This window comes from Pandoraea sp. XY-2 (assembly GCF_004193915.1).
Taxonomy (GTDB): domain Bacteria; phylum Pseudomonadota; class Gammaproteobacteria; order Burkholderiales; family Burkholderiaceae; genus Pandoraea; species Pandoraea cepalis.
In genome coordinates this window covers 1,078,517-1,099,284 of record NZ_CP030849.1, presented here as the reverse complement: position 1 = coordinate 1,099,284, position 20,768 = coordinate 1,078,517, and the positions used below count along the sequence as shown (strand labels likewise).

Genomic DNA, 20,768 nt, shown 5'->3' with positions numbered 1-20,768 from the left:
AGAAAAACCTCGTGTGTGTGATGTGCCGGTGCGCCGGCGACGTTGTTATATGAGACGTTACTTATGGCTCAGGCGGCGCACCAGCCAATCGCCGAATGTCTGGACCAGTTGCACGAAGACGATCAGGATCAGCACAACGGTAATCATCACTTCGGGCAGGAAGCGCTGATAGCCGTAACGGATGCCCAGGTCGCCCAGACCGCCGCCGCCGATGGCGCCGGCCATTGCCGAATAGCCGACCAGACTGACGAACGTGATCGTCAGACCGGCCACGATGCCGGGCAACGCCTCGGGCAACAACACCTTGGTGACGATCTGACCGGTGGTCGCGCCCATCGACTGCGCCGCCTCGATCAGGCCACGGTCGACCTCGCGCAGGGCCGTCTCCACCAGGCGCGCGACGAACGGCGCGGCGGCGATGGTGAGCGGCACCACGGCCGCCATCGTGCCGATGGACGAGCCGACAATCAGACGCGTGAACGGGATCACCGCGACGAGCAGGATGATGAACGGTGTCGAGCGCACCGCGTTGACGAGGATGCCGACGACACGATTGGTCGGCAGGTTTTGCAACACGCCGTTGCGATCCGTGAGATAGAGCAGCACGCCAAGCGGCACGCCGACCACGGCACCGATCAGGCCGGAAATCCCGACCATGATGAGCGTCTCCCAGAAGGAGGAGACGAAGAGATCGAACATTTCACTCCACATGGCTCAGCTCCTCAACGACAACGCCTTGACTGGCGAGGAACGCCATGGCTTCGGCCACCCGGGCCGGGGTGCCGCCCGCCAGCACGGCGAGCGATCCGAACGCCTGCCCCTGGATCTCGTCGATCTGGCCGTGCAGGATGTTGAAATCGAGTTCGTAGCGACGAATCGCCTCGGAGAGCAGCGGCTGATCCACGCCCGCGCCCGAGAACGCCAGACGATACAGGTGATCGTGACCGTTGCCGATGCGCGACGCGACACGCTCACGAACGCCCGCGGGCAGCTCCTGCGAAATCACGTCGCCGATAAGCGCCCGCGTAACGTCGTGACGCGGGCGCAGGAACACCTCGATGACACGGCCCTGCTCGACCACACGGCCGGCATCGAGCACGGCGACACGGTCGCACACCTGCTTGATGACTTCCATCTGGTGCGTAATCAGCACAATGGTCAGGCCCAGCTCGCGATTGATACGCTTGAGCAACTCGAGAATCGAGCGCGTCGTCTCGGGATCGAGCGCCGACGTCGCTTCATCCGAGAGCAGCACCTGCGGCTCGCTCGCCAGCGCGCGGGCAATGCCCACCCGCTGCTTCTGGCCACCGGAAATCTGCGACGGATAACGATCCTTTTGTGCCGTCAGACCGACGAGCTCGAGCAGCGGCAGGATCTTCGCGCGAATCTCCGCCGCCGACAGACCCGCCAGCTCCAGCGGCAACGCCACATTCTCGTAGACGGTGCGCGAGTTGAGCAGGTTGAAGTGCTGGAAGATCATGCCGATGCGGCGGCGCGCCTGACGCAGCGCGTCGGACGACAGCGACGTGAGGTCCTGCCCGTCGACGCGCACGCTGCCGTCGCTCGGACGATTGAGCAGGTTGATGACACGCACGAGCGTGCTCTTGCCGGCGCCGCTTCGGCCAATGATGCCGAAGACTTCGCCGCGCTCGATCGACAGGCTGATATTGGAAAGCGCGTCGATCGGCCCCTTGGGCCCAGCGAAACGCTGGGTAATGTTCTGGAGTTCGATCATGCAAAAAAATAGCAGCCCCACTGCTGAAACCGCCCGCAGTGCCGCCGCTTTGACTCGATATTCAGTGCAAAGACAACATTCTAGCCCATGCATCTAAATAGATGAAAATAATAAAACTTGATCTCCTTATATCGGATTTCAACTGAACCTGACGGCGATCACGCTTGTCTGCGAGAGGCGAAGTCGTCGAGCACTTCGATCACGCGGTCAAATTCGAGCGATTTGTCAAAGAAGTACTGCACGCCCAGTTGCTGGCATCGCTTGCGGTACGTGGCCAATGCATAGTTCGTGAGCACGATGGCCATGAGTTGGGGCAGCAGTCCCGCGTCGTGCAGGTAAGAGAGCACGTCCATGCCGGAGCCGCGTCGCAGTTGAATATCGACGATCACCGCGTCGAACGAATCTTCCTGGAGTGTGCGCACCGCGTCGTCGGCCGTCTCCGCCACGCCTGTCACCTGGAGCATCCCGGTCGAACCGAGCGCTTCGGACAGGCTTTCGCGGATGACCGCCGAGTCTTCGATCAAGAGCACCTTGAGGGGCAAACCGGACCCCGTATGCGTTGCCGCGTTCCCGGTTGGCATGACAACCTCGCTATCAACTGATCAAGCCGTTCTTGAGCGCGTAGAGCGTCAGGTCGGCATTGGTTTTCAAATGCATCTTTTCCAGCACGCGCGCGCGATACGTGCTGACGGTCTTTACCGACAGATGCAACTCGTCCGCAATTTCGGTGGGCGTGCGGCCCTGCGCGAGCTTGCAGAACACTTGGAACTCGCGCTCCGAGAGTTGCTCGTGGATCGGCTCGTCGCCCGGCTGGTCCAGCTTCTGCGCGAGCAGGTCGGCGGTACCTTCGCTGACATAACGGTGGCCGCGCGCGACCGTGCGGATAGCCCGAATGATTTCTTCGGGCGCCGCATCCTTCATCAGATATCCGTTCGCGCCGGCGCGCAGGAGGTTGACCGCATACTGCGCTTCAGGATACGTCGACAGGAACAGTACGCCCTGAGCCGGGCGCAGCTGTTTGATCACGCGCAACGTATCGATACCGTTCTTGTCAGGCATGGCGATATCCAGCAACACGACGTCGAAGGCCGTATCGCGAACCGCACGGATCACTTCGTCGCCGCTCGCCGCTTCGCCCAGCACTTCCATGTCCGACTCGTCGGCAATGAATTGCTTGAAGCCGGTACGGACAATCGCGTGGTCGTCGGCAATCAGGATTTTTATTGTTGTCGGTGACATCTAAGCTCCAGTGACGCTCGGTCGCTCGAATAATGAATCATCTGCCGGTAACTCTCAATGGTGCCGCACGAGATCCTGGCCTCCACAGCCAGCACGCCGGGCCGCCAGGCGAGCCGCCCGGGCGGCCCCAGACGTCGTCTATCGTCGGAACACCCCAAAGAGAAGCGTGACCAGGAAGATCACCAGAAAGATGAAGAACAGGATCTTTGCGATCTCTGCGGCACCGACGGCGATTCCCGTAAAGCCGAACACTGCAGCGATCAACGCGATCACGAAAAAAACGACAGCATAGTGAAGCATCGCAACCTCCTTGTAGGGGAACGGTCCGCGCGCGTCTGCATGACGCGTCACAGTATCGCTTCAGCGCACGGACAAGCCCCGTGCGGCAGCGCTCCGTCTAATCGACGATCTTCTTGGCGACAGTCAGTCCAAGCAGCAGGAAGATCACAAACAGCACCAGGAACAGCACGAACAGAATCTTCGCGATCCCGGCAGCACCCGCGGCGATCCCGGTGAAGCCCAACAGGCCCGCCACGATCGAGATCAGTGCGAACATCAACGCCCACTTCAACATAGCGCTCTCCTCGGTCAATGCATCGTTTCCCGGAGACCTCGTTCGCCTCCGACGGCGCGACACCGGCTTGCGCAACGCGGCGCGAACCCTCGGACGCTGAGTGAATGGTAGAAAAACGGCGCGCAGGAGACTGCCCGGACCCCGCTGGTTTTTGCGTAGGAATTGACTGACAATTCGCGAAACAACGCGATTTTCGACTTATGATCGAAACGCGTCCGATCATCGGTATTCCCTGAACGCCCCTCGTCAACACCACGCCACAGGCCCTCATGTCCCGATTGCTCACGTCCTGGTTGCGTCGCCGAAGCTGGATCATCGCCATGATCGCGGCGATCGCCATCACCGTTGGCAGCCTGATCGGGCTGGAGTCTGCGCACCGCCGGCTGGCGTCCACCTACGAGGCGGCCTTGCAGGCCATGACCGCGGCCAATGAACTCAACGAGATCATGGCGCGCACGTCGACCGTTGTGTCGAGCCAACGCGGCTACCTGCTCACGAACGACCCGATCTATCTCGATCCCTACCTGTCGGCCGTGCGGCGCATTCGTGATCTCGCCGCCCTGATCGTGCGGCATTACGAAGCAACGGGCGACACGCAGGCCACGAAGGACTTTGCCAATGTGATGACGCTGTTCTCGCAGCGCATCACCGCCATGGAAACAGCGCGCGCGGCGGTCAAGCAAGGGGCGATGAACTTCGAAGAGGCGCTCTCGCCCGCCAGTCTCGGCATCGGCACGATGGAACCGGTGCAAGACGGCATCACCAACCTGTACAACCGCGAGCTGGCGCGCGCGCGCACCGCACAGGACGACGGACGCTTCGATCAGGCGATCTCCGCGATAAGCGCCGGCGCGCTCTCGGTGCTCACCATCCTGCTGTTCGTGCTGCTGTTTCGTTCCCTCGGCCGGCAGATGCGGCAGGAGCGACTCGCGCGCGACCGGTTGAGCGAGCAACAAGCACATCTGGATCGGGTAGTGCGCGAGCGCACCGAACAACTGGACGAGTTGGCCACCCACTTGCAGAACGTCAGCGAAGACGAGAAGACCCGTCTGTCGCGCGAGCTGCACGACGAACTCGGCGCGATTCTCACCGCCTGCAAGATGGATGTGACCTGGGCGCATCACAAGCTGCGCAACGTCGATCCGGTGATCGCCGAAAAGCTCGCGCGCGCGCAGCGCAATCTCGACGCCGGCATTCAGACGAAGCGCCGCATCATCGAGAATCTTCGGCCGACGGTACTGATCAACTTCGGTCTCGTGACGGCGTTGCGCTCGCTCGCCGAGGAAACCGCCGATCAACAGCACTGGCAGCTCGATCTCGACCTGCCGGAAGAGGACTTCGCCCTGCCGGAGTCGACGGCCATCGTTCTGTTCCGCGTTGCCCAGGAAGCGCTCACGAACGCGGGCAAGTACGCGCGTGCCACCACGGTGCGCGTGGCGCTGGCATGCGACGATCAGCGTGTGCGTCTCGAAGTCATCGACAACGGTATCGGTCTCACACCGGATCAGTTCAACAAGCCCAAGACACATGGCCTGTTCGGCATGCGCCAACGGGTCTCCGCCAAGGGCGGACGCATCGACATTCACTCGCTGCCGCTGCGAATCGGCACCGAGATCCAGGTCGTGCTGCCGTTGTGCAATCCGGCGGACGCGCCCAACATCGCGACAGAAGTCACCGAAAGCACCGCCACACATACACCTGCCCCCGGGAAGCCCGACGACGGCGCGAGCGCCTCGCCGCAAACGCCTTAATCCTCTCATCCTCAATACGGCGTCCTCGGTACTGCGTCCTCGATACCGAGCACGTCGGAATGCGCCGACAGCGCAACCCGACGCCACCTACGCCGCGACGCTATCGCGGCTGACATCGCGAACGCTTCGCACTCCCTACCATGGAATCTCGTGCCGCATCGAAAGCGCGGCGACGGGGCGCGCCGCCTTGCGTGCCGAAGCGATAGAAATTCTCCGAACCGAACCTATCCCAACCCAACATGAAGGAGTTGCTATGAACTCGGATCTGATCAAGGGCAAGTGGAACCAACTCAAGGGCGAAGCGAAGAAGCAGTGGGGCAACCTGACGGATGACGATCTGCTCAAGATCGAAGGCAACCGCGACAAGTTCGTGGGGACGATCCAGGAGCGCTATGGCAAGGCGAAGGCCGAAGCCGAACGCGAAGTCGACACGTGGAACGACCAACACAAGCTCTGGTAAGCGCTTGCCGCCGTGCCCGCCCAACGGCGGGCGCCCCGACGCGCCCCGCTCACTTCGCGCGCGTACCGCGCGTCGCACAACATCCTTTGTCAAAGGAGACATTCAAATGAAACGACTGATCGCCATCGCATTGCTCTCCGGCTTCGCCCTGGGCCTCGCCGGTTGCAACACCATCCACGGCGCGGGCAAGGATGTCGAACGAGGGGGCGAAGCCATTCAGGGCGCCGCCGATCGCGCCAAGTAACCCGGCATATCGCCGAATCCACGTTCACCGCATGTCCCCCCGCCCCCCCGAAACTCGATGCATCGGCATTGCGCCTCATGCGCATTCCATTGCCAGCCTGAAGGAGGACCCCGACATGTCACATCGAACTGTCATGAACATCCTGACCTGCGCCAGCCTGACCGTGGGCACCGCGGGAATGCTGAGCACCGCGGCGGCCCACGCAGCCGACGCGGCGGCCAAGGATCGCTACGAGGCGACGCAGAAATCGGCCGAGGCCGACTACAAGGCGTCGGTCGCGCGTTGCAAAGCGCTCAAGGACAACGCGAAGCGTGTCTGCGTCGAGCGTGCAAAGGGCAACGAAGCCATTGCCAAGGCCAATGCGCAGGCCGACTATGAGCAAACACCCAAGGCGCGCTACGAGGCCGCCATCGCGAAGGCCGACGCCGATTACCGCGTTGCCAAGTTGCGCTGCGACGACAAGAAGGGCAACGACGAGGACGTTTGCGTCAAGGACGCCGAAGCCGCCAAAACCAAGGCCTACGGCGATGCCAAGGTCATGCGCACGAGCCGGGAATCGTCGAAGGACACGATGGCCGCGCGGCAGGACGCCAATGCCGAGGCGGACAAGGCGCAGTACAAGGCCGCGCTCGAACGCTGCGACGCGCTGGCCGGCATTCCCAAGGACACCTGCGAGGCACACGCCAGGGCGCGCTTCCACCAGTAAGCGCAGGGATCTCCCAAACCATGCGGATCGCGGCCACGGATCCGTCCCAAAAAGCAGCAGATCCGGACGCACCGGGCGAACCGGCTAGGCAGGGAGGAGACGGCGGCGTTGCGTGCAGTCCCGCGACGTCGATGGCGGGCGGATGCGGCAAAAGCAGCTTTCGCCTGCTGTTTTTGTGCCACAGGCGGCGAGCGTGCATGTAAATGAATGTAACAAGCGCGGCCCGACCTGACGCTAGCCGACGCGAGCCCGGCAACGCGAGACGCTCACCGAAACGAGCGCAAATCGTTGATTCTGAATAGAATGAGCGCTTGATTCACACGTTTGGCGGCTGCTTTTCTACGCCCGGACGTTCCCTGTGCCGTGTCAATGCGCATACTTTGCAACAATTGCGCCACGCCCGTGTTTCGGAACTTCAGTAAAGTTAAGCCAAGGAATCTGACGAACAACGGTGCTCAAGGGCACCCGGCGCGTCGCACGGCATGGTGCCGTCCGGGCGCGGTCATCAGTACGCTGCCAAGTCCGCAGGAGAAATGTCATGAAAACCAAGTTTGCCGCCCTTGCCATCGCGGGGATCGCGCTCGCTGCGGGTGCCGTCGGGACAGCGCAGGCTCACGTCTCGGTCGGTATCGGCATTGGCTTGCCGCTAGTCGTCCCGGCACCGGTCTATGCGCCGGCCCCCGTGTACGTCGCGCCCCCGCCGCCCGTCTACTATGCCCCGCCGCCCGTCTATGTCGCGCCCGCGCCAATCTATTACGGTCCTCCGCGGGGCTACTACGGTCGTCCGTACTACGGTTACGGGCACGGCCACTGGCGCCGAGACCGCTGGCATCGCGATTGAGCAACGGCCGGCGTCACGCGGGCTGACTCACCGGCTAACGCACCGCTCCCGGAAAAATGAACGCGCCACCGACTGCGAAGTCGTGGCGCGTTGTCGTTGGCGGCGCCGACCGGCGCAACGGGTCTAGCGACCGACGCGATAGGCGATACGAAAACCGCCCCAATGACGCCCATTCACATAAATCGGAGCCGAGGCGTCTTTCATCACCATGAACTCCCCGCCGCCCATATCGCGCCGGTAAGTCTGCAGCAGCAGCGGTTGGGTGTTGCGTCCGGCGGCCGCGCCCGTGCGGTCGTTGAACAAACGCCGGTTGCGGCAATGCGCGGCATTCCAGACCGGATCGTTGGTCGGTGCCTGCGAGAACTTGCGGTTATGCGTCGGCAGATAGCCGTTCTCGTCGACGGCGGCGCAAAAGGCGATGCGTTCGTTGAGCGCGAGCAACGGCTCCTGGATGGCCGGCAGCGTCTCGTCGGTAAACCGCGTGAAGCTCGCCATCAACTGCTGCGGGTTCGAACCGGGGATCGGCTCGTAGCGGCGGTCAAACAATGCCTGCTCGGTGATCTTGCCCTTGGCAAGCGCCGCCTCGAAGCTCTCCCCGACCTGCTTGGCCGCGCGGCGTACCGCGCGAATGAACGGCGTGTCCTCTGTCTCGACGTCGCTGCCGGCGATCAGGCCGATCAGATGCTCCGAGACGCCCAGCAAACCGTTGATGCGCTCGCGCGCACGCTCAACGTGTTCCGCCGAATGCGAAACGCCGTCGGCCATTTCATCGACGTGGGCGACGAGCGTGGCGCATTCGCTTTCGATGGCTTCGCTGGCCTGCGCGATCTGTCCGGCCTGACGGTCGAACGTGTCGAGCGCAGTCCCGGCCGTCTCGATCACGCTGGCGATGGCGCGGGTGCCTTCGCGGGCGTCGTTGGCGCGCGCAACATTCGCGTTGCTCTCGCGCATCAGGCGCTCGGTGCGCTCGCCCAGCGTGGCGAGCGTGTGCTCGATCTGCTGCGTCGCCTCGGCCGTCTTGCTCGCGAGCAGTTTGACCTCGGTGGCCACGACCGCGAAGCTGCGCCCGGCCGCCCCGGCGCGCGCGGCTTCGATGGCGGCGTTGAGCGCCAGCAGATTGGTCTGGCGGGCGATGACCGAAATACCTTCCGCCACCTTGCCGACGTGATCGAGCGCGTCGCGCAGCCCGGCGATTTCGCCAGCCATGCCGGAGACACCCTCCACGAGACCATGGATCGATGCCAATGACGCGTCGGCCGTGTGGCGCGACGCCGCAATTTCGGCGCTCGCGCGATCGGCCACATCCCGGGCCTCGCGCGCGGCGCTGGCGATACGTTGGTTGCCTTCGCTGGTCTCGGTGGCCGTTTGGTGCAGCGCCTGAAACACGTCGGCCTGACGCTTGATGCGAACGGCGATCTCGTCGACGTTACCGGCGATATCGCATAGTTCAACGCCGAGGGTGCCGGCATTGGCCGCTACCTCGTTCATGATGTTGACGGTTTGCGCCGCTCCCCGGGTGCGCGTGAATAGCCCCATTGTCAGTCTCCTCGCGTCTCTGATCCACTTGTTATGACGAGGGCGCGACAGTCGCCGTACCGGACGGAAAACATCGGGGCAGACGCTCGCGCCACACGCTGGTGTGTCGAAAGAGATAACGGGAGAAAAAACGGTCGACTTGAGGATTGTCTCGCTGGTCGCCGCCCCGCGCTTCCGACTTTATAGGACCACCCTCTCATGCACGGCTTACGCGGGACTTACTGACAGGGCAGTGTCGCGTCGGCACGCAATCATCCGAATAATGGCTATGATGATGACAAATCATCACCCTATCCGATGGATTCGATATGACGCCGGACCAATTGCTCACCTTCGCGACCGTGGCCGAACTCGGCAACATCAGTCATGCGGCGCAAGCGCTGCACCTATCGCAACCGGCCGTCTCCGGCCAGTTGCGGCTGTTGCAGGAGTCGTTCGGCGAGCCGTTGTATCGACGCGATGGACGCGGCATCCGGTTGACGGCCGTGGGCGAGCAGGTCGCCGTATACGCCAACAAGCTGCGGCAGGACTATCGCCAGGCCATGGCACTGCGCGATAGCCTGCGCGGCATGGAAACCGGGGCGCTGCGCATCGGGGCGAGTACGACGCCGGCAAGCTACCTGCTGCCTTACGCAATTGCGGAATTCCATCAACGCTACCCTGCCGTCGCACTGCATATCATCGACGGCAATACCAGTGAAATCGTGGCGCAACTCGATCGGCTCGACGTGGCCTTCATCGAAGGCGCCGTGCCGCCGGGACTGTCGCCGGAGATCGCGGTGCGTCCCTGGCGCGACGACGAAGTCGTTGCCATTGCCCGGGCCGACCATCCCCTCGCGCGACATCCGCAAGGCGCATCGCTGCAGGCGATCGCCGAGTTCCCGTTGATCCTGCGCGAACCGGGTTCGGGGGTGCGAGCGCTGGTCGCGCGCGCATTCTCGGTGGCCGGACTCGCGCCTCGCGTGGCACTGGAACTGGCCGGGGTGGAAAGTATCAAGGAAGCCGTGCGGGCGGGCATGGGCGTGGGCTTCGTGTCGGCGATGTCGATGCGTCACGAAGACGCGGCACTCGCTTCGATTCGCATCGATCCCCCGCATGGCCTCAAGCGTCTGCTGACGGCGCTCGTGCCGCATGCCGACGCCCTGTCGCGCCCGACCGAGCGATTTCTCGCCCAGTGCTTCGCCACGGTCACTGACGAACCGGCAACGTTGCGGTAACCGCCTGCGGTTCGTCCGCGCGTCGGCACGGGAGCCCCAGCGACGCACCCCGCTTGTCGCGTCCCGCTCAGAACGGCATGCGTACCAACTCCTCCACTGCGCCCACGACCTTGTCACGCGTTCGCATCAGCAACGAAAACGACAAGTCGGCCTGAGCGCTCGCCAGCATCGCACCGGTCAGGTCGTCGCTCTGGCCCAGATCGAATGCGCGCATGCGCTCGCCGGCGTCGCGCTGGGCCGCGTCCACGCTGCGCAGCATCGCGCCGAAGTCGGGACCGACTGAAGCACCGGCCAGAGCAGGGTCTGCGTCGCGCACACCCGCCACGCTATCCAGTTCGCGCTGCGTCGCATGCATGCGACGCATCTCAGCCATCAATGACTGTTCCATCGAGACGGGCATTCGGATCTCCTGAGTGAGTTTCGAGGTGTGCCGCGCGCGTAAGGCAGGCAGCACCGACAAGACTCCGCACTTTACGCACACTCTCCCCCACCCAGAATGGGGAATCCCCCAAAGCCCACGCAGTTGAGTCATTCCCCATCAACACAGGGGGAGGACGCCTTTAGGATGCGAACTTCCCTGCGCCACCGAGCTCTGCGAACCGACATCCAAACACATGAACACAATGCACGCGCCTACGCCGCCCGGCGCGATCCGGGCACTCGATCCGTGCCGGCTGGGACAGCCGACGCAGCTCCTCGACCCCCTGACCGAGCGGCTGCGCTCGCGCCTCGATGTCCAATTGCCGCAGCACGTTCGCCATCGTCATGCTATGGCATGGCGCGTCGCCGCCATGTCGGTGAGCGCCAGCGCGCCGAGCGTCACCGATGTCATCGTGCAGCGCTTTCAGGTGGACGGTCACGGCATCGACGTTGCCATCGACGCGGGACTGCTGCGCGACGCGTTCCGGCTGCGCTACGACGCGGACGACTTCGTCGGGCCGCCCGCCCTGCACGCCGCGCCACCTGCGGCGACCTACGAGCGTTTCGTGACGCGCTTCGCGAGGCAGATGCTCGACGCACTGCGCCAGGCCGTCTCCGCCGAGATGTCGCCGACCACGGCGTATGTCGAGACCCTGCAGAGCGCCCCGGGGTCGACGCCGCCGTCGCTCTGGATCGGCGCGCGCATCGCGGATCGTGCGGCCGATGCGCCGCTGGGCACGGTCACCTTCCGGCTCGCGGCGGAGGACGCACGCCGCTGGCTGACCATGCTCGGCCCCGACGCGGGGGAACGTGTCGCCGAGCACACGCCGCCCGCCTGCGACGTCACCACGATTCCGGTGCGCCTGAGCGCGCACTGGCTCGACGTCGACTTGTCGCTCGGCGCGCTGCTCGACGCGCAACCGGGGGATGTCCTGCCGGTGCGGTTCATGCAACGCGCCCTCGTTTGCGTGGACAACGACCCGTTGATGAGCGCCGATATTGTCGAGCGCGATGCGCACTTGTGCCTCACGCACTTCCAAACTCTTGAGTAAGGACTCTGTATTCGTCATGTCTACCCACTTTCCTCACGCCCCGTCCGGTCAAGCGCCTCACGCCGGTGCGCCCGCCGACGTCACGACGTCCACCGCTGCCGATCGGCGGATGGACGCGCTGACCGATGATCTGCCTGCGCTCGGCGCGCTGACCCACCTCGCCGACCTCGCCGATCTGCCTGACGATTTAGCCGGTGACTGGCTCGGTGAGACGGGCAGCGACAACGCCGCGCCCGCCTCCCGTTCCGCTGACGCGGCCGGCACAGCACCGGTGCCGCTCGCCATGCGCGAGACGCTGCGCCGTGTGCCGGTGAAGCTCACGCTCGAAGTCGGCGCAACGCGTCTTACGCTGGGCGAGCTGGCGGCCCTGCGTGCCGACGACGTGCTGAGTCTCGATCGCGCGGCGGGTGCACCGCTTGCCGTGCTGGTCAACGGTGTGCCGGTGGGACTGGCGGAAGTCGTCGTCTCGGGTGCGCAGTACGGGCTGAAGATCCTCACGCTCGATGCGCTCGAGCTGGACCGGCTGGCGCCATGAAAGCCGCGCTACACCGCCTGCGCCTGCGGCGCTCGCGCCTTCACGCGTCGCGCAACTTTCCGATGTGCGCCTCGGAGACGCTCGTGCTCGCGATCCTCGCGATCGGCTTCGCGCTGTTCGCCACCGGAGCGCACGCCGACGAGACGGGCGAACTGATGCGCCTGCGCACGCAAGGCGGCACCACCGACTTCTCCGTCAAGACCCAGTTGCTCATTCTGATGACGCTCCTGGGACTGCTGCCGATGCTGCTGATGGTGATGACCACGTTCGTGCGTTTTGCCATCATCCTCGCGTTGCTGCGCCAGGCACTGGGCCTGCAGCAGGGGCTGCCCTCGCGCGTGCTAACCGGCATGGCCTTGCTGCTCAGCCTGCTCGTCATGCGCCCTGTCGGCGAAGCGATCTGGACGCAGGCGGTCGTGCCCTATGACGAAAATCGCATCACGCTGACCGAAGCGATTCGCGTCGGCGAAGCGCCGCTCTCTCGCTTCATGCTTGCACAAACGCGTCAGACGTCGCTCGAACTGATGGCCCGGCTGACCGGCGAGACGCACGTTGCCGAGCCGCAGGCGCATAGCTTCCTGGTCAAGGCATCGGCATTCCTGCTGAGCGAACTCAAGACGGCGTTTCAAGTCGGCGCGATGCTCTTCGTGCCGTTTCTCGTCATCGATCTGGTGGTGGCCTCGGTGCTCATGGCCATGGGCATGATGATGCTCTCGCCGCTGGTCGTCTCGTTGCCGCTCAAGCTCCTGCTGTTCGTGCTCATCGACGGCTGGACACTCACGGTCAGCACGCTCGTCACCAGCGTGCAGGCGGTCTGAGGAGAACGCCATGCTCACCAGCGACATCGCCATCGACATGGGGCTGGACGCCCTGCGGCTCGTGATCGTCATCGTGCTCGTGCTCATCGTGCCGAGCCTTGTGACCGGTCTGGTCGTGGCGCTCTTTCAAGCCGCGACACAGATCAACGAGCAGACGCTGTCGTTCCTGCCGCGCCTGATCGTCACACTGCTGACGCTCGGGCTCGCGGCGCCATGGCTCGCCGGCACGCTCACCGATTTCGCCGCCGACATCTTCGCCCGCGCGGCGACGCTCGCTGGGTAGCGCGGCGCGCCGCCAACGCCCGCAGCCGGACCCCCGATCATGCCGTTTCCTCTTCCCTTGGCCGCCTGGCCTGGCCTCGAAGGCTGGCTCGCCCAATGGCCCGCGCAGCTCGTGATGCTGTGGTGGCCGTTCTGTCGCTTCGTTGCCGCGCTGAGCATGCTGCCGCTCGTCGGCGAGGGCGTGGTGCCGATGCGCTGGCGCGTACTGGTCGCGCTCGTGCTCAGCCTGTCGCTATGGCCGGTGCTCGCCAAAGGCGGCGTGCCCCCGATCGATCCGTTCTCGCTGGCCGGCATGGCGCTGGCCGCGGAGCAAGCGATCATCGGCGCGTGTCTGGGGCTGGCCTTCTTCATCGTGCGCAGCCTGCTCACCCTTGTGGGCTACCTGTGCGCGTCGCAGATGGGACTGGCCATGGCGGCCATGAACGATCCGATGAACGGCGAAGCCAGCGAGCCGGTCTCGCTGCTGATGGTCTGCCTCGGCACCCTGCTGTTCTTCATCGCCGACGCGCATCTCATCGCGGTGGCCATCGTTGGCCGCAGCTTCGAGGTGTGGCCCATCGGCGGGGGACTGCCGCTCAGCGACCTCGCCGGTTTGTTGCGAGCGCTGGGTTGGACGCTGGCGGCTGCCGTAACGCTGGCGCTGCCCGTGGTGCTGACGACCTTCGTCGTTCAGTTCGGGCTCGGTCTGCTCAATCGCGCCGCGCCGGCGCTGAACCTGTTCTCGCTGGGCTTCGCCGTGACGACGGCCGTCGGCCTCGTTGTGCTCTCGGCGGTCATCCCGGCCCTACCTACCCACTACCTGGCGCTGACCGAACGCGTGCTCGACGCGCTCGGCCCCGTCGCCCGACCGATTTGAGCCCATGACGACCCAAGACACCGGCGACAAGTCCGAAGCCCCCTCGTCCCAGAAGCTGCGCCGCGCACGCGAGCAGGGACAGGTGGCGCGCTCGCGCGATACGGCCACGGCGGTCGGCATCATGAGCAGTGTGGCCGTGCTCGCTGTCACCGCGCCCGCGCAGCTCGACGCATTCCGCTCGCTCTACGCCGCGGCGTTCGCGGATCTCGCCGGCATCGGCTTCGACGACGCGTGGACGGCCTTGCTGCCGGCGGCGATGTGGCTGCTCGTCAAGCTCCTCGCGCCGCTGGCCGCGATTCCGCTGTGCATCAGCGTGGCGGCCATGCTGCCCGGGGGCTACGTCTTCAGCACGACGCTGCTCAAGCCCAAGTGGCAGCGGCTCTCGCCCAAAGCCAACCTGGGCCGACTCGTCTCGATGAAGCACTACGCGCAGGTGGGCATCGCCGTAGCGAAGGTTGTGCTGGTGGCGGCCGTGTTGGTCTTTGTCGTGCGCGCGCACTGGGACGCGTTGCTCGCCCTGCAGGCGAGTGCCTCGCGCGAGGCGATTGCCGTGGGACTCAGGCTGTTGCGCGACGCTGTGCTCGTGCTCGGCGGCGCGTTCGTGGCATTCGCGTTGCTCGACCTGCCGATGCAGCGCTACTTCTTCCTGCGTGAGCAACGCATGACCAAGCAGGAAGTCAAGAACGAGCACAAGCAGTCCGAGGGACGTCCCGAAGTCAAACAGCGTATTCGACAGATCCAGCGTCGTATGGCCGAGCGCAGCTTGCGCCGCACGGTGCCGTTGGCCGACGTGGTGATCGTCAACCCAACGCACTACGCCATCGCACTCAAGTACGACACCGAGCGTGCGCAAGCGCCCTATGTCGTGGCGCGCGGCCTTGACGAAATGGCGGGCGTGCTGCGCCAGATCGCCCGCGACCACAAGATCGACGTCGTGAGTGCCCCGCCGCTGGCGCGAGCGCTTTACCACACGAGCCAGGTCAACCAGCAGATTCCCGCCGCGCTATACGAAGCGGTCGCGGTGATTCTTGCCTACGTGCTGCAACTGCGCGCATGGCGAACCGGCGAACGCGCCACACACCCCGACCGTCCGGACACGCCCGCCGTGCCCGCCGCACTCTCCGATCCTACTGATCCAACCGCCCCAACCGACAAACGCCCCCGTCCCTGAACTCATGAGCCGACTACTGACCCACCTTCGGCGTCAAAAATTCCTGACGCCGCTTCTCGTCTTCGCCATCCTCGCGATGGTGATCCTGCCGCTGCCGCCGCTGCTGCTCGACACGCTCTTCACGTTCAACATCGTGCTTTCGATGGTCGTGATCCTGGTGAGCCTGTCGGTGCGGCGTCCGCTCGACTTCTCGGTCTTCCCGACGGTCATTCTCGCCACGACGCTCATGCGTCTGACGTTGAACGTCGCGTCCACGCGCGTGGTGCTGCTCAAGGGCAACGAAGGCACCCATGCGGCCGGTAGCGTCGTCGAATCGTTCGGCAATGTCGTCATCGGCGGCAACTTCGTCGTGGGCCTCGTGGTGTTCGTGATCCTGATGATCATCAACTTCGTGGTCGTCACCAAGGGCGCGGAGCGCATCTCCGAAGTCTCGGCACGCTTCACGCTCGACGCGCTGCCCGGCAAGCAGATGGCCATCGACGCCGACCTGAACGCCGGGCTCATCAATCAGGAAGCCGCACAGACTCGCCGTCGAGAGGTGAGTGCCGAAGCCGACTTCTACGGCGCGATGGACGGGGCGTCGAAATTCGTGCGCGGAGACGCGGTGGCGGGCATTCTTATCCTGCTCATCAATCTGATCGGCGGTGTCGCCATCGGCGTGACGATGCACGGCATGAGTGCGGGCGATGCCTTCCGCCAATACTCGCTGCTGACCATCGGCGACGGTCTGGTCGCGCAGATCCCGGCACTGCTGCTCTCGGCGGCGGCGGCGATCATCGTCACGCGGGTGTCCGACGCCGGCGACTTCGAAAAGCAAGTCGGCGACCAGTTGCTCGCGTCGCCGTCGGTGCTGGCGAGCGTCGCCGTGCTGATGTTCGTGCTGGCGCTGATTCCGGGCATGCCGACCGCGCCGTTCCTGGCGTTCGCGGCCGTCGTGGGATTCGTGGCGTGGCGCGTCGGCCAACGCCGCGCGCCCGACGTCACCGACGACACCGACGCGCTCGAAGCGGCGCTCGGCGCTCACGAGCCCCCACACTCACATGGCAGCAACTACCGTTCGTCTCGCCGGTGACCGTCAGCCTCGGCTATCAGATCGTGAGCCTTGCGGACAAGCGAGACGGTGCGCCGCTGGTGCAACGTCTCTACGGCATGCGGCAAACGCTCTCGCAGACCATGGGCTTCCTCGTGCCGGCGGTCCGGCTGGATACCGGACTCGGCCTAGGGGCGAATGAATATGCAATTGACGTTGGCGGTGTACGCGTCGCCAGCGCGTCGCTGCCGCACGATCGGTTGATGGCGATTGCGGCGCCCGATTGCTATGGCGACCTCGACGGCATGCCCGCCATCGATCCGTCCTTCGGCATGCCTGTCGTGTGGATCGAGCCGGAGCAGCGCGCGCATGCGCTGGGGCTGGGTTACCAGATTGTCGATCCCGCCGGCGTGATCGCCACACACGTCCAGCAAGCGATGAAGACCCATCTGGCCGATCTGTTCACCTATCAGGACGTCACCTCGCTCGGTGAGCGCTTGCGTGAGTTGTCGCCCGCGCTGGCCGACGCGCTGGACAAGGCGCTCACGCATCAACAGCAGTTGGCGGTCATTCGTCAGTTGCTCGCCGAAAGCGTGTCGTTGCAGGACATCGGTGTGCTGGCGACGGCGCTGGTCAACGCAGCCGCGACGAGCAAGGAGCCGCTGGTGCTGGCCGCCGAGGCGCGCAGTGCGCTGGGGCGCCGGTTGGTGCACGGCCTGATTGGCGATGCGCCAACGCTGCACGTCTATCAGCTCACGACCGATCTTGAGAACCTGTTGCTGGGCGCCTATACCGCCGCGCAGCAGTCGGGCAAGACCACTGCCGACGCTTTCCCGCTCGATCCGCAATTGCTGGAACAGTTGCAGGCCCACATGCCGCAGGCACGCGAGAACATGAAGCAAACCGGCCACGCGCCGGTGCTGCTCGTGATGCCGCAACTCCGGCCGCTGCTCGCGCGCTATGCACGGATGTTCGCGAGCGGGCTGCATGTGCTCTCGTATAACGAGGTGCCGCAAACGAAGGAGATCGAAGTGGCGGGAACGCTGGGATGAAAAACGTCCATCGTCGAGCTTCTTGTGGGGCAGGCAGCGGCGCGAGAGGCCTTATGTAGCGGTGGGTCAGGCCAGTTTTCGGCGACGGCGCAATTTTGTGGCTTTTTGTGTCACGCGCCACCTGGGTGCTTCGGGGTGGAAAGCCAGGGAGCAACTCAGCGGGCAAGGATGGTCTGGCACCCTGCTCCTCGCCCGATAGCGAAAGCGCAGCCGTTGGACTGCGCTTTTTTTATGCCCGCCGGGGTTGGACACGACCAGATTATTTTGTCGCACGACGCGCGCACATTCATTTCTCCAGCTCGCCGAACAGCCAGTCGTGGAAACTGCGCACCTTCGGCAGTTCCGCGCGGGATTTGAGCACATTCAGCGTATAGCCCCGCACCGTGAGTCCCGTCAGGCCGAGCGGGGCAACCAGTTGGCCGGTTTCGAGCTCGCGTTGCGCGAGCAGCAGGCTATCGAGACAAACGCCCAAACCGTCGACGGCCGCGCTGATCGACATGAAGGAGCGGTCGAAACGCGGCCCGCGCGTGACGTCGAGCGGCGCTTTGCGATGCTGGCGCATCCAGTCGCGCCAGCCCACCAGACAACCCTCGCTGTGAATCAGCGTGTGATGCTGCAAGTCAGCCGCCCGGATGATCGGATGCTTGCCACACGCAAGTTCTGGCGAGCAAAGCGGTGCGACGATCTCGGGCGGCAGCTCGAAGACCATCGCGCCGGGCGGCTGCAACTTGCGGGCGCCATAACGGATATCGACGTCGATCTCCTCCGACAGCAGGTCGACCGCGCCGGCGGAGGCGTTCAGGCGCACATCGATGTCCGGGTGAAGTGCGCTAAAGCGCGCCAGGCGCCGCATCAGCCATTGCGTGGCGAAGCTCGGCGTGCAATGGATCGTGAGGATGTCGCTCTTGGCGGCTCGACCCAGCTCCCGGGTTGCGTGATCGATGCGCGCGAATGCCGCCGCGACTTCCTCGGCGTATTGCCGGCCCAGGTCGGTCAGGACGACCGCACGATGCACGCGATGGAACAGCCTGACGCTCAACTGCTCTTCCAAAAGCTTGATCTGATGACTGATCGCCGATGGCGTCACGAACAATTCCTCCGCAGCAAGCGCGAAGGAAGACAGCCGCGCGGCGGCCTCGAAAGCCTGAACTGACTTGAGCGTGACGTGATTGTGCATCGCAACGAATACGTGAATTGAATTCACCGATAGGCCCATATTAATTCGTTTGAGCCGGCGCATTCAACTCTTTAAGCTTATTTCACTGGCTGCGACGGCAAGCCTCTTGCCCAAGCCCAGATTCTTGCGAGGCGGCGGTTGCGCGCCCGCATTCCTAAAACTCATCCGGTCGCGCCTGGGCGCGACGGCCGGGACAAGGAGAACATGGTGACTACGAGCGACCCCGGGTTGCATGCCCGTCTCGCGGAGTGTGCCTACCGTATCCGGCGCAACGCGATACGCATGGGCGAGGTGCAGGGTCAGGGCTACATTGCCCAGGCTCTCGATATCGCCGACGTCCTCGCGGTCGCTTACGGCCACGCGTTGCGCTTGCGGGCCGACGACCCCGAATGGGACGGACGCGACCGTTTTTTGCTGTCCAACGGACACTACGCGATTGCCTTGTATGCGGCATTGATCGAGGCCGGCATCCTCCCGAGGAAGAATTGGAGACGTATGGCAGCGACGACAGCCGCTTGCCGATGTCGGGCATGGCCAGTTATACGCCGGGCATGGAAATGTCCGGTGGCTCGCTTGGCCAGGGCCTGACCATCGCGGTGGGACGTTGCCTGGGCCTCAAGCGGCGCGGCTCGGACGCCTTTGTGTACACGCTGTTCTCGGACGGCGAGCTCGATGAGGGCGCGGTGTGGGAGGGCATCATGTCGGCCAGCCACTGGAAGCTCGACAACCTGATTGGCATCGTCGACGTCAATAACCAGCAGGCCGACGGACCGTCGACGCAGGTCATGGCCTTCGAGCCGCTGGTCGACAAGCTGCAGGCCTTCGGCTGGTTCGTGCAGCGCATCGACGGCAACGATCTGGCCGCCGTGATCGCCGCCTTCGACGCGGCCCGCGCCCACCGCGGCGCATGCCCGCGCATGATCGTGTGCGACACCAAAATGGGCAGCGGCGTGCCGTTCCTCGAAGCCCGCGAGAAAAACCACTTCATTCGGGTCGAGGCGCACGAATGGCAACTCGCGCTGCAAGCGCTCGACGCCGGGAGACAAGCATGAACACCGCCGCAAGCAAGCCGCGCCTGAAGACATCGGCGATGATCGCCTCCATCGCGGGCGATGGCCAGGCCACGCGCGCCGCACCTTTCGGCAACGCCCTGGTGGCGCTGGCGCGCGAACGCGCCGACGTCGTCGGCATGACCGCCGATCTCGGCAAATACACCGACCTGCACCTCTTCGCGCAAGCCTTTCCGGAACGTTATTACCAGATGGGCATGGCCGAACAACTGCTGATGGGCGCGGCCGCCGGCCTGGCCCACGAGGGCGCGTTGCCGTTCGTCACCACCTATGCGGTATTTGCCGCGCGCCGCGCCTACGACTTCATTCATCAGGCAATCGCCGAAGACAATCTGAACGTCAAAATCGTCTGCGCGCTGCCGGGTCTGACCACCGGCTACGGGCCGAGCCACCAGGCTGCCGAGGATCTGGCGCTGTTTCGCGCCATGCCGAACCTGACGGTGATCGATCCGTGCGACGCGGTGGAGATCGAGCAAATGGTGCCCGCCATGGCAGCTCATCACGGCCCGGTCTACGCGCGCCTGCTGCGCGGCAACGTGCCGGCGGTGCTCGACGAATACGACTATCGCTTCGAGCTCGGCAAGGCCAAGCTACTGCGCGACGGCGCCGACGTGCTGATCATTTCGTCGGGGATCATGACGATGCGCGCGCTCGAAGTCGCCAAGACGCTGGCGCACGACCGCATCGACGTGGGCGTCTTGCACGTGCCCACCATCAAGCCGCTCGATACCGCCGCGATTCTGCGCGAGGCGCGCCGCAGTGGCCGTCTGGTGGTGGTCGCCGAGAACCACACCGTGATCGGCGGGCTTGGCGAGGCAGTTGCCGGCGTGCTGCTCTCCCATGGCGTGACACCGGCGTTCCGTCAGATCGGCCTGCCCGATGCATTTCTCGATGCTGGCGCACTGCCGACCCTGCACGATCGCTACGGCATTTCCACGCAAACCATGACCGATACCGTGAAAACCTGGCTGCGCTGACGCGTCCTCCCCCTCACGAAAATCC

22 protein-coding genes and 2 pseudogenes are annotated in these 20,768 nt (G+C 64.6%); 15 read left to right on the top strand and 9 right to left on the bottom strand.

The window, feature by feature from the left end; translation table 11 throughout:
- Positions 1-57 precede the first annotated feature (57 nt).
- From DRB87_RS05115 to DRB87_RS05090, 6 genes are all read right to left on the bottom strand, one after another.
- Positions 58-711, bottom strand: coding sequence for a methionine ABC transporter permease (locus DRB87_RS05115; protein WP_017235278.1), 654 nt, complete (start codon positions 709-711; stop codon positions 58-60).
- Positions 701-1,735, bottom strand: coding sequence for a methionine ABC transporter ATP-binding protein (locus DRB87_RS05110; protein ID WP_026132220.1), 1,035 nt, complete (start codon positions 1,733-1,735; stop codon positions 701-703). The genes DRB87_RS05115 and DRB87_RS05110 overlap by 11 nt, the downstream gene beginning before the upstream one ends.
- Positions 1,736-1,893: 158 nt before the next feature.
- Positions 1,894-2,316, bottom strand: a complete 423-nt coding sequence (locus tag DRB87_RS05105) for a response regulator (RefSeq protein WP_017235276.1) — start codon at positions 2,314-2,316, stop codon at positions 1,894-1,896.
- A 13-nt stretch (positions 2,317-2,329) separates the two neighbouring features.
- Positions 2,330-2,974 (bottom strand): response regulator transcription factor, encoded by a 645-nt coding sequence (locus tag DRB87_RS05100; RefSeq protein ID WP_017235275.1) that lies wholly within the window; start codon positions 2,972-2,974, stop codon positions 2,330-2,332.
- A 138-nt stretch (positions 2,975-3,112) separates the two neighbouring features.
- Complete coding sequence (locus tag DRB87_RS05095; protein WP_017235274.1) at positions 3,113-3,274, bottom strand: DUF1328 domain-containing protein; 162 nt, start codon at positions 3,272-3,274, stop codon at positions 3,113-3,115.
- A gap of 97 nt (positions 3,275-3,371) precedes the next feature.
- Complete coding sequence (locus tag DRB87_RS05090; protein ID WP_017235273.1) at positions 3,372-3,548, bottom strand: DUF1328 family protein; 177 nt, start codon at positions 3,546-3,548, stop codon at positions 3,372-3,374.
- Positions 3,549-3,817: 269 nt separating this feature from the next.
- Here DRB87_RS05090 and DRB87_RS05085 point away from each other — a divergent pair, with 269 nt between their 5' ends.
- The 5 genes from DRB87_RS05085 (at position 3,818) to DRB87_RS05065 (ending at position 7,550) form a co-directional block, all read left to right on the top strand.
- Positions 3,818-5,299, top strand: coding sequence for a histidine kinase (locus DRB87_RS05085; protein ID WP_130025109.1), 1,482 nt, complete (start codon positions 3,818-3,820; stop codon positions 5,297-5,299).
- Positions 5,300-5,552: 253 nt separating this feature from the next.
- On the top strand, positions 5,553-5,759 hold the full coding sequence (locus tag DRB87_RS05080) for a CsbD family protein (protein ID WP_017235271.1): 207 nt from the start codon (positions 5,553-5,555) through the stop codon (positions 5,757-5,759).
- A 106-nt stretch (positions 5,760-5,865) separates the two neighbouring features.
- The gene (locus DRB87_RS05075; RefSeq protein WP_017235270.1) at positions 5,866-6,003 is read left to right on the top strand and encodes an entericidin A/B family lipoprotein; all 138 of its coding nucleotides are present in this window, start codon (positions 5,866-5,868) and stop codon (positions 6,001-6,003) included.
- Positions 6,004-6,118: 115 nt separating this feature from the next.
- A complete protein-coding gene (locus DRB87_RS05070; protein WP_240756187.1) occupies positions 6,119-6,709 on the top strand; it encodes a hypothetical protein in 591 nt (196 codons plus the stop codon).
- A 538-nt stretch (positions 6,710-7,247) separates the two neighbouring features.
- Positions 7,248-7,550 (top strand): hypothetical protein, encoded by a 303-nt coding sequence (locus tag DRB87_RS05065; RefSeq protein ID WP_130025108.1) that lies wholly within the window; start codon positions 7,248-7,250, stop codon positions 7,548-7,550.
- Positions 7,551-7,673: 123 nt separating this feature from the next.
- On the opposite strand, the gene DRB87_RS05060 is transcribed toward DRB87_RS05065, so the two are convergent.
- A complete protein-coding gene (locus tag DRB87_RS05060; RefSeq protein ID WP_130025107.1) occupies positions 7,674-9,086 on the bottom strand; it encodes a methyl-accepting chemotaxis protein in 1,413 nt (470 codons plus the stop codon).
- A gap of 308 nt (positions 9,087-9,394) precedes the next feature.
- On the opposite strand from DRB87_RS05060, the gene DRB87_RS05055 reads away from it, so the two are divergent.
- The gene (locus tag DRB87_RS05055) at positions 9,395-10,303 is read left to right on the top strand and encodes a LysR family transcriptional regulator (protein WP_130025106.1); all 909 of its coding nucleotides are present in this window, start codon (positions 9,395-9,397) and stop codon (positions 10,301-10,303) included.
- A 67-nt stretch (positions 10,304-10,370) separates the two neighbouring features.
- Here DRB87_RS05055 and DRB87_RS05050 read toward each other — a convergent pair whose 3' ends face one another.
- A complete protein-coding gene (locus DRB87_RS05050) occupies positions 10,371-10,703 on the bottom strand; it encodes a flagellar hook-basal body complex protein FliE (protein ID WP_130025105.1) in 333 nt (110 codons plus the stop codon).
- A gap of 214 nt (positions 10,704-10,917) precedes the next feature.
- Between DRB87_RS05050 and DRB87_RS05045 the strand changes: the two genes are divergently transcribed.
- The 7 genes and pseudogenes from DRB87_RS05045 (at position 10,918) to DRB87_RS05015 (ending at position 17,519) form a co-directional block, all read left to right on the top strand.
- Positions 10,918-11,775: a FliM/FliN family flagellar motor switch protein gene (locus DRB87_RS05045; RefSeq protein WP_130025104.1), complete on the top strand. Its 858-nt coding sequence runs from the start codon at positions 10,918-10,920 to the stop codon at positions 11,773-11,775.
- 16 nt (positions 11,776-11,791) lie between these two features.
- Complete coding sequence (locus DRB87_RS05040) at positions 11,792-12,310, top strand: FliM/FliN family flagellar motor switch protein (protein WP_165385237.1); 519 nt, start codon at positions 11,792-11,794, stop codon at positions 12,308-12,310.
- Between the two features lie 23 nt (positions 12,311-12,333).
- The gene (locus tag DRB87_RS05035) at positions 12,334-13,128 is read left to right on the top strand and encodes a flagellar type III secretion system pore protein FliP (protein ID WP_370363934.1); all 795 of its coding nucleotides are present in this window, start codon (positions 12,334-12,336) and stop codon (positions 13,126-13,128) included.
- 10 nt (positions 13,129-13,138) lie between these two features.
- The gene (gene fliQ, locus DRB87_RS05030) at positions 13,139-13,411 is read left to right on the top strand and encodes a flagellar biosynthesis protein FliQ (RefSeq protein WP_130025102.1); all 273 of its coding nucleotides are present in this window, start codon (positions 13,139-13,141) and stop codon (positions 13,409-13,411) included.
- 39 nt (positions 13,412-13,450) lie between these two features.
- Entirely contained in the window at positions 13,451-14,266 is an 816-nt protein-coding gene (locus tag DRB87_RS05025) for a flagellar biosynthetic protein FliR (protein ID WP_240756185.1), read from the top strand.
- 4 nt (positions 14,267-14,270) lie between these two features.
- Positions 14,271-15,437: a flagellar type III secretion system protein FlhB gene (gene flhB, locus DRB87_RS05020; RefSeq protein WP_130025101.1), complete on the top strand. Its 1,167-nt coding sequence runs from the start codon at positions 14,271-14,273 to the stop codon at positions 15,435-15,437.
- Between the two features lie 4 nt (positions 15,438-15,441).
- Positions 15,442-17,519: pseudogene (locus DRB87_RS05015) on the top strand (flagellar biosynthesis protein FlhA).
- 286 nt (positions 17,520-17,805) lie between these two features.
- Here the strand turns inward: DRB87_RS05015 and gcvA are convergent.
- Entirely contained in the window at positions 17,806-18,723 is a 918-nt protein-coding gene (gene gcvA, locus DRB87_RS05010; RefSeq protein ID WP_240756184.1) for a transcriptional regulator GcvA, read from the bottom strand.
- 177 nt (positions 18,724-18,900) lie between these two features.
- Here gcvA and DRB87_RS05005 point away from each other — a divergent pair.
- Together DRB87_RS05005 and DRB87_RS05000 are read left to right on the top strand one after the other, a co-directional pair.
- Positions 18,901-19,748 (top strand): annotated as a pseudogene (locus DRB87_RS05005) (transketolase).
- The gene (locus DRB87_RS05000) at positions 19,745-20,743 is read left to right on the top strand and encodes a transketolase family protein (RefSeq protein ID WP_130025100.1); all 999 of its coding nucleotides are present in this window, start codon (positions 19,745-19,747) and stop codon (positions 20,741-20,743) included. Before DRB87_RS05005 ends, DRB87_RS05000 begins: the two are co-directional and overlap by 4 nt.
- Positions 20,744-20,768: the final 25 nt, after the last annotated feature.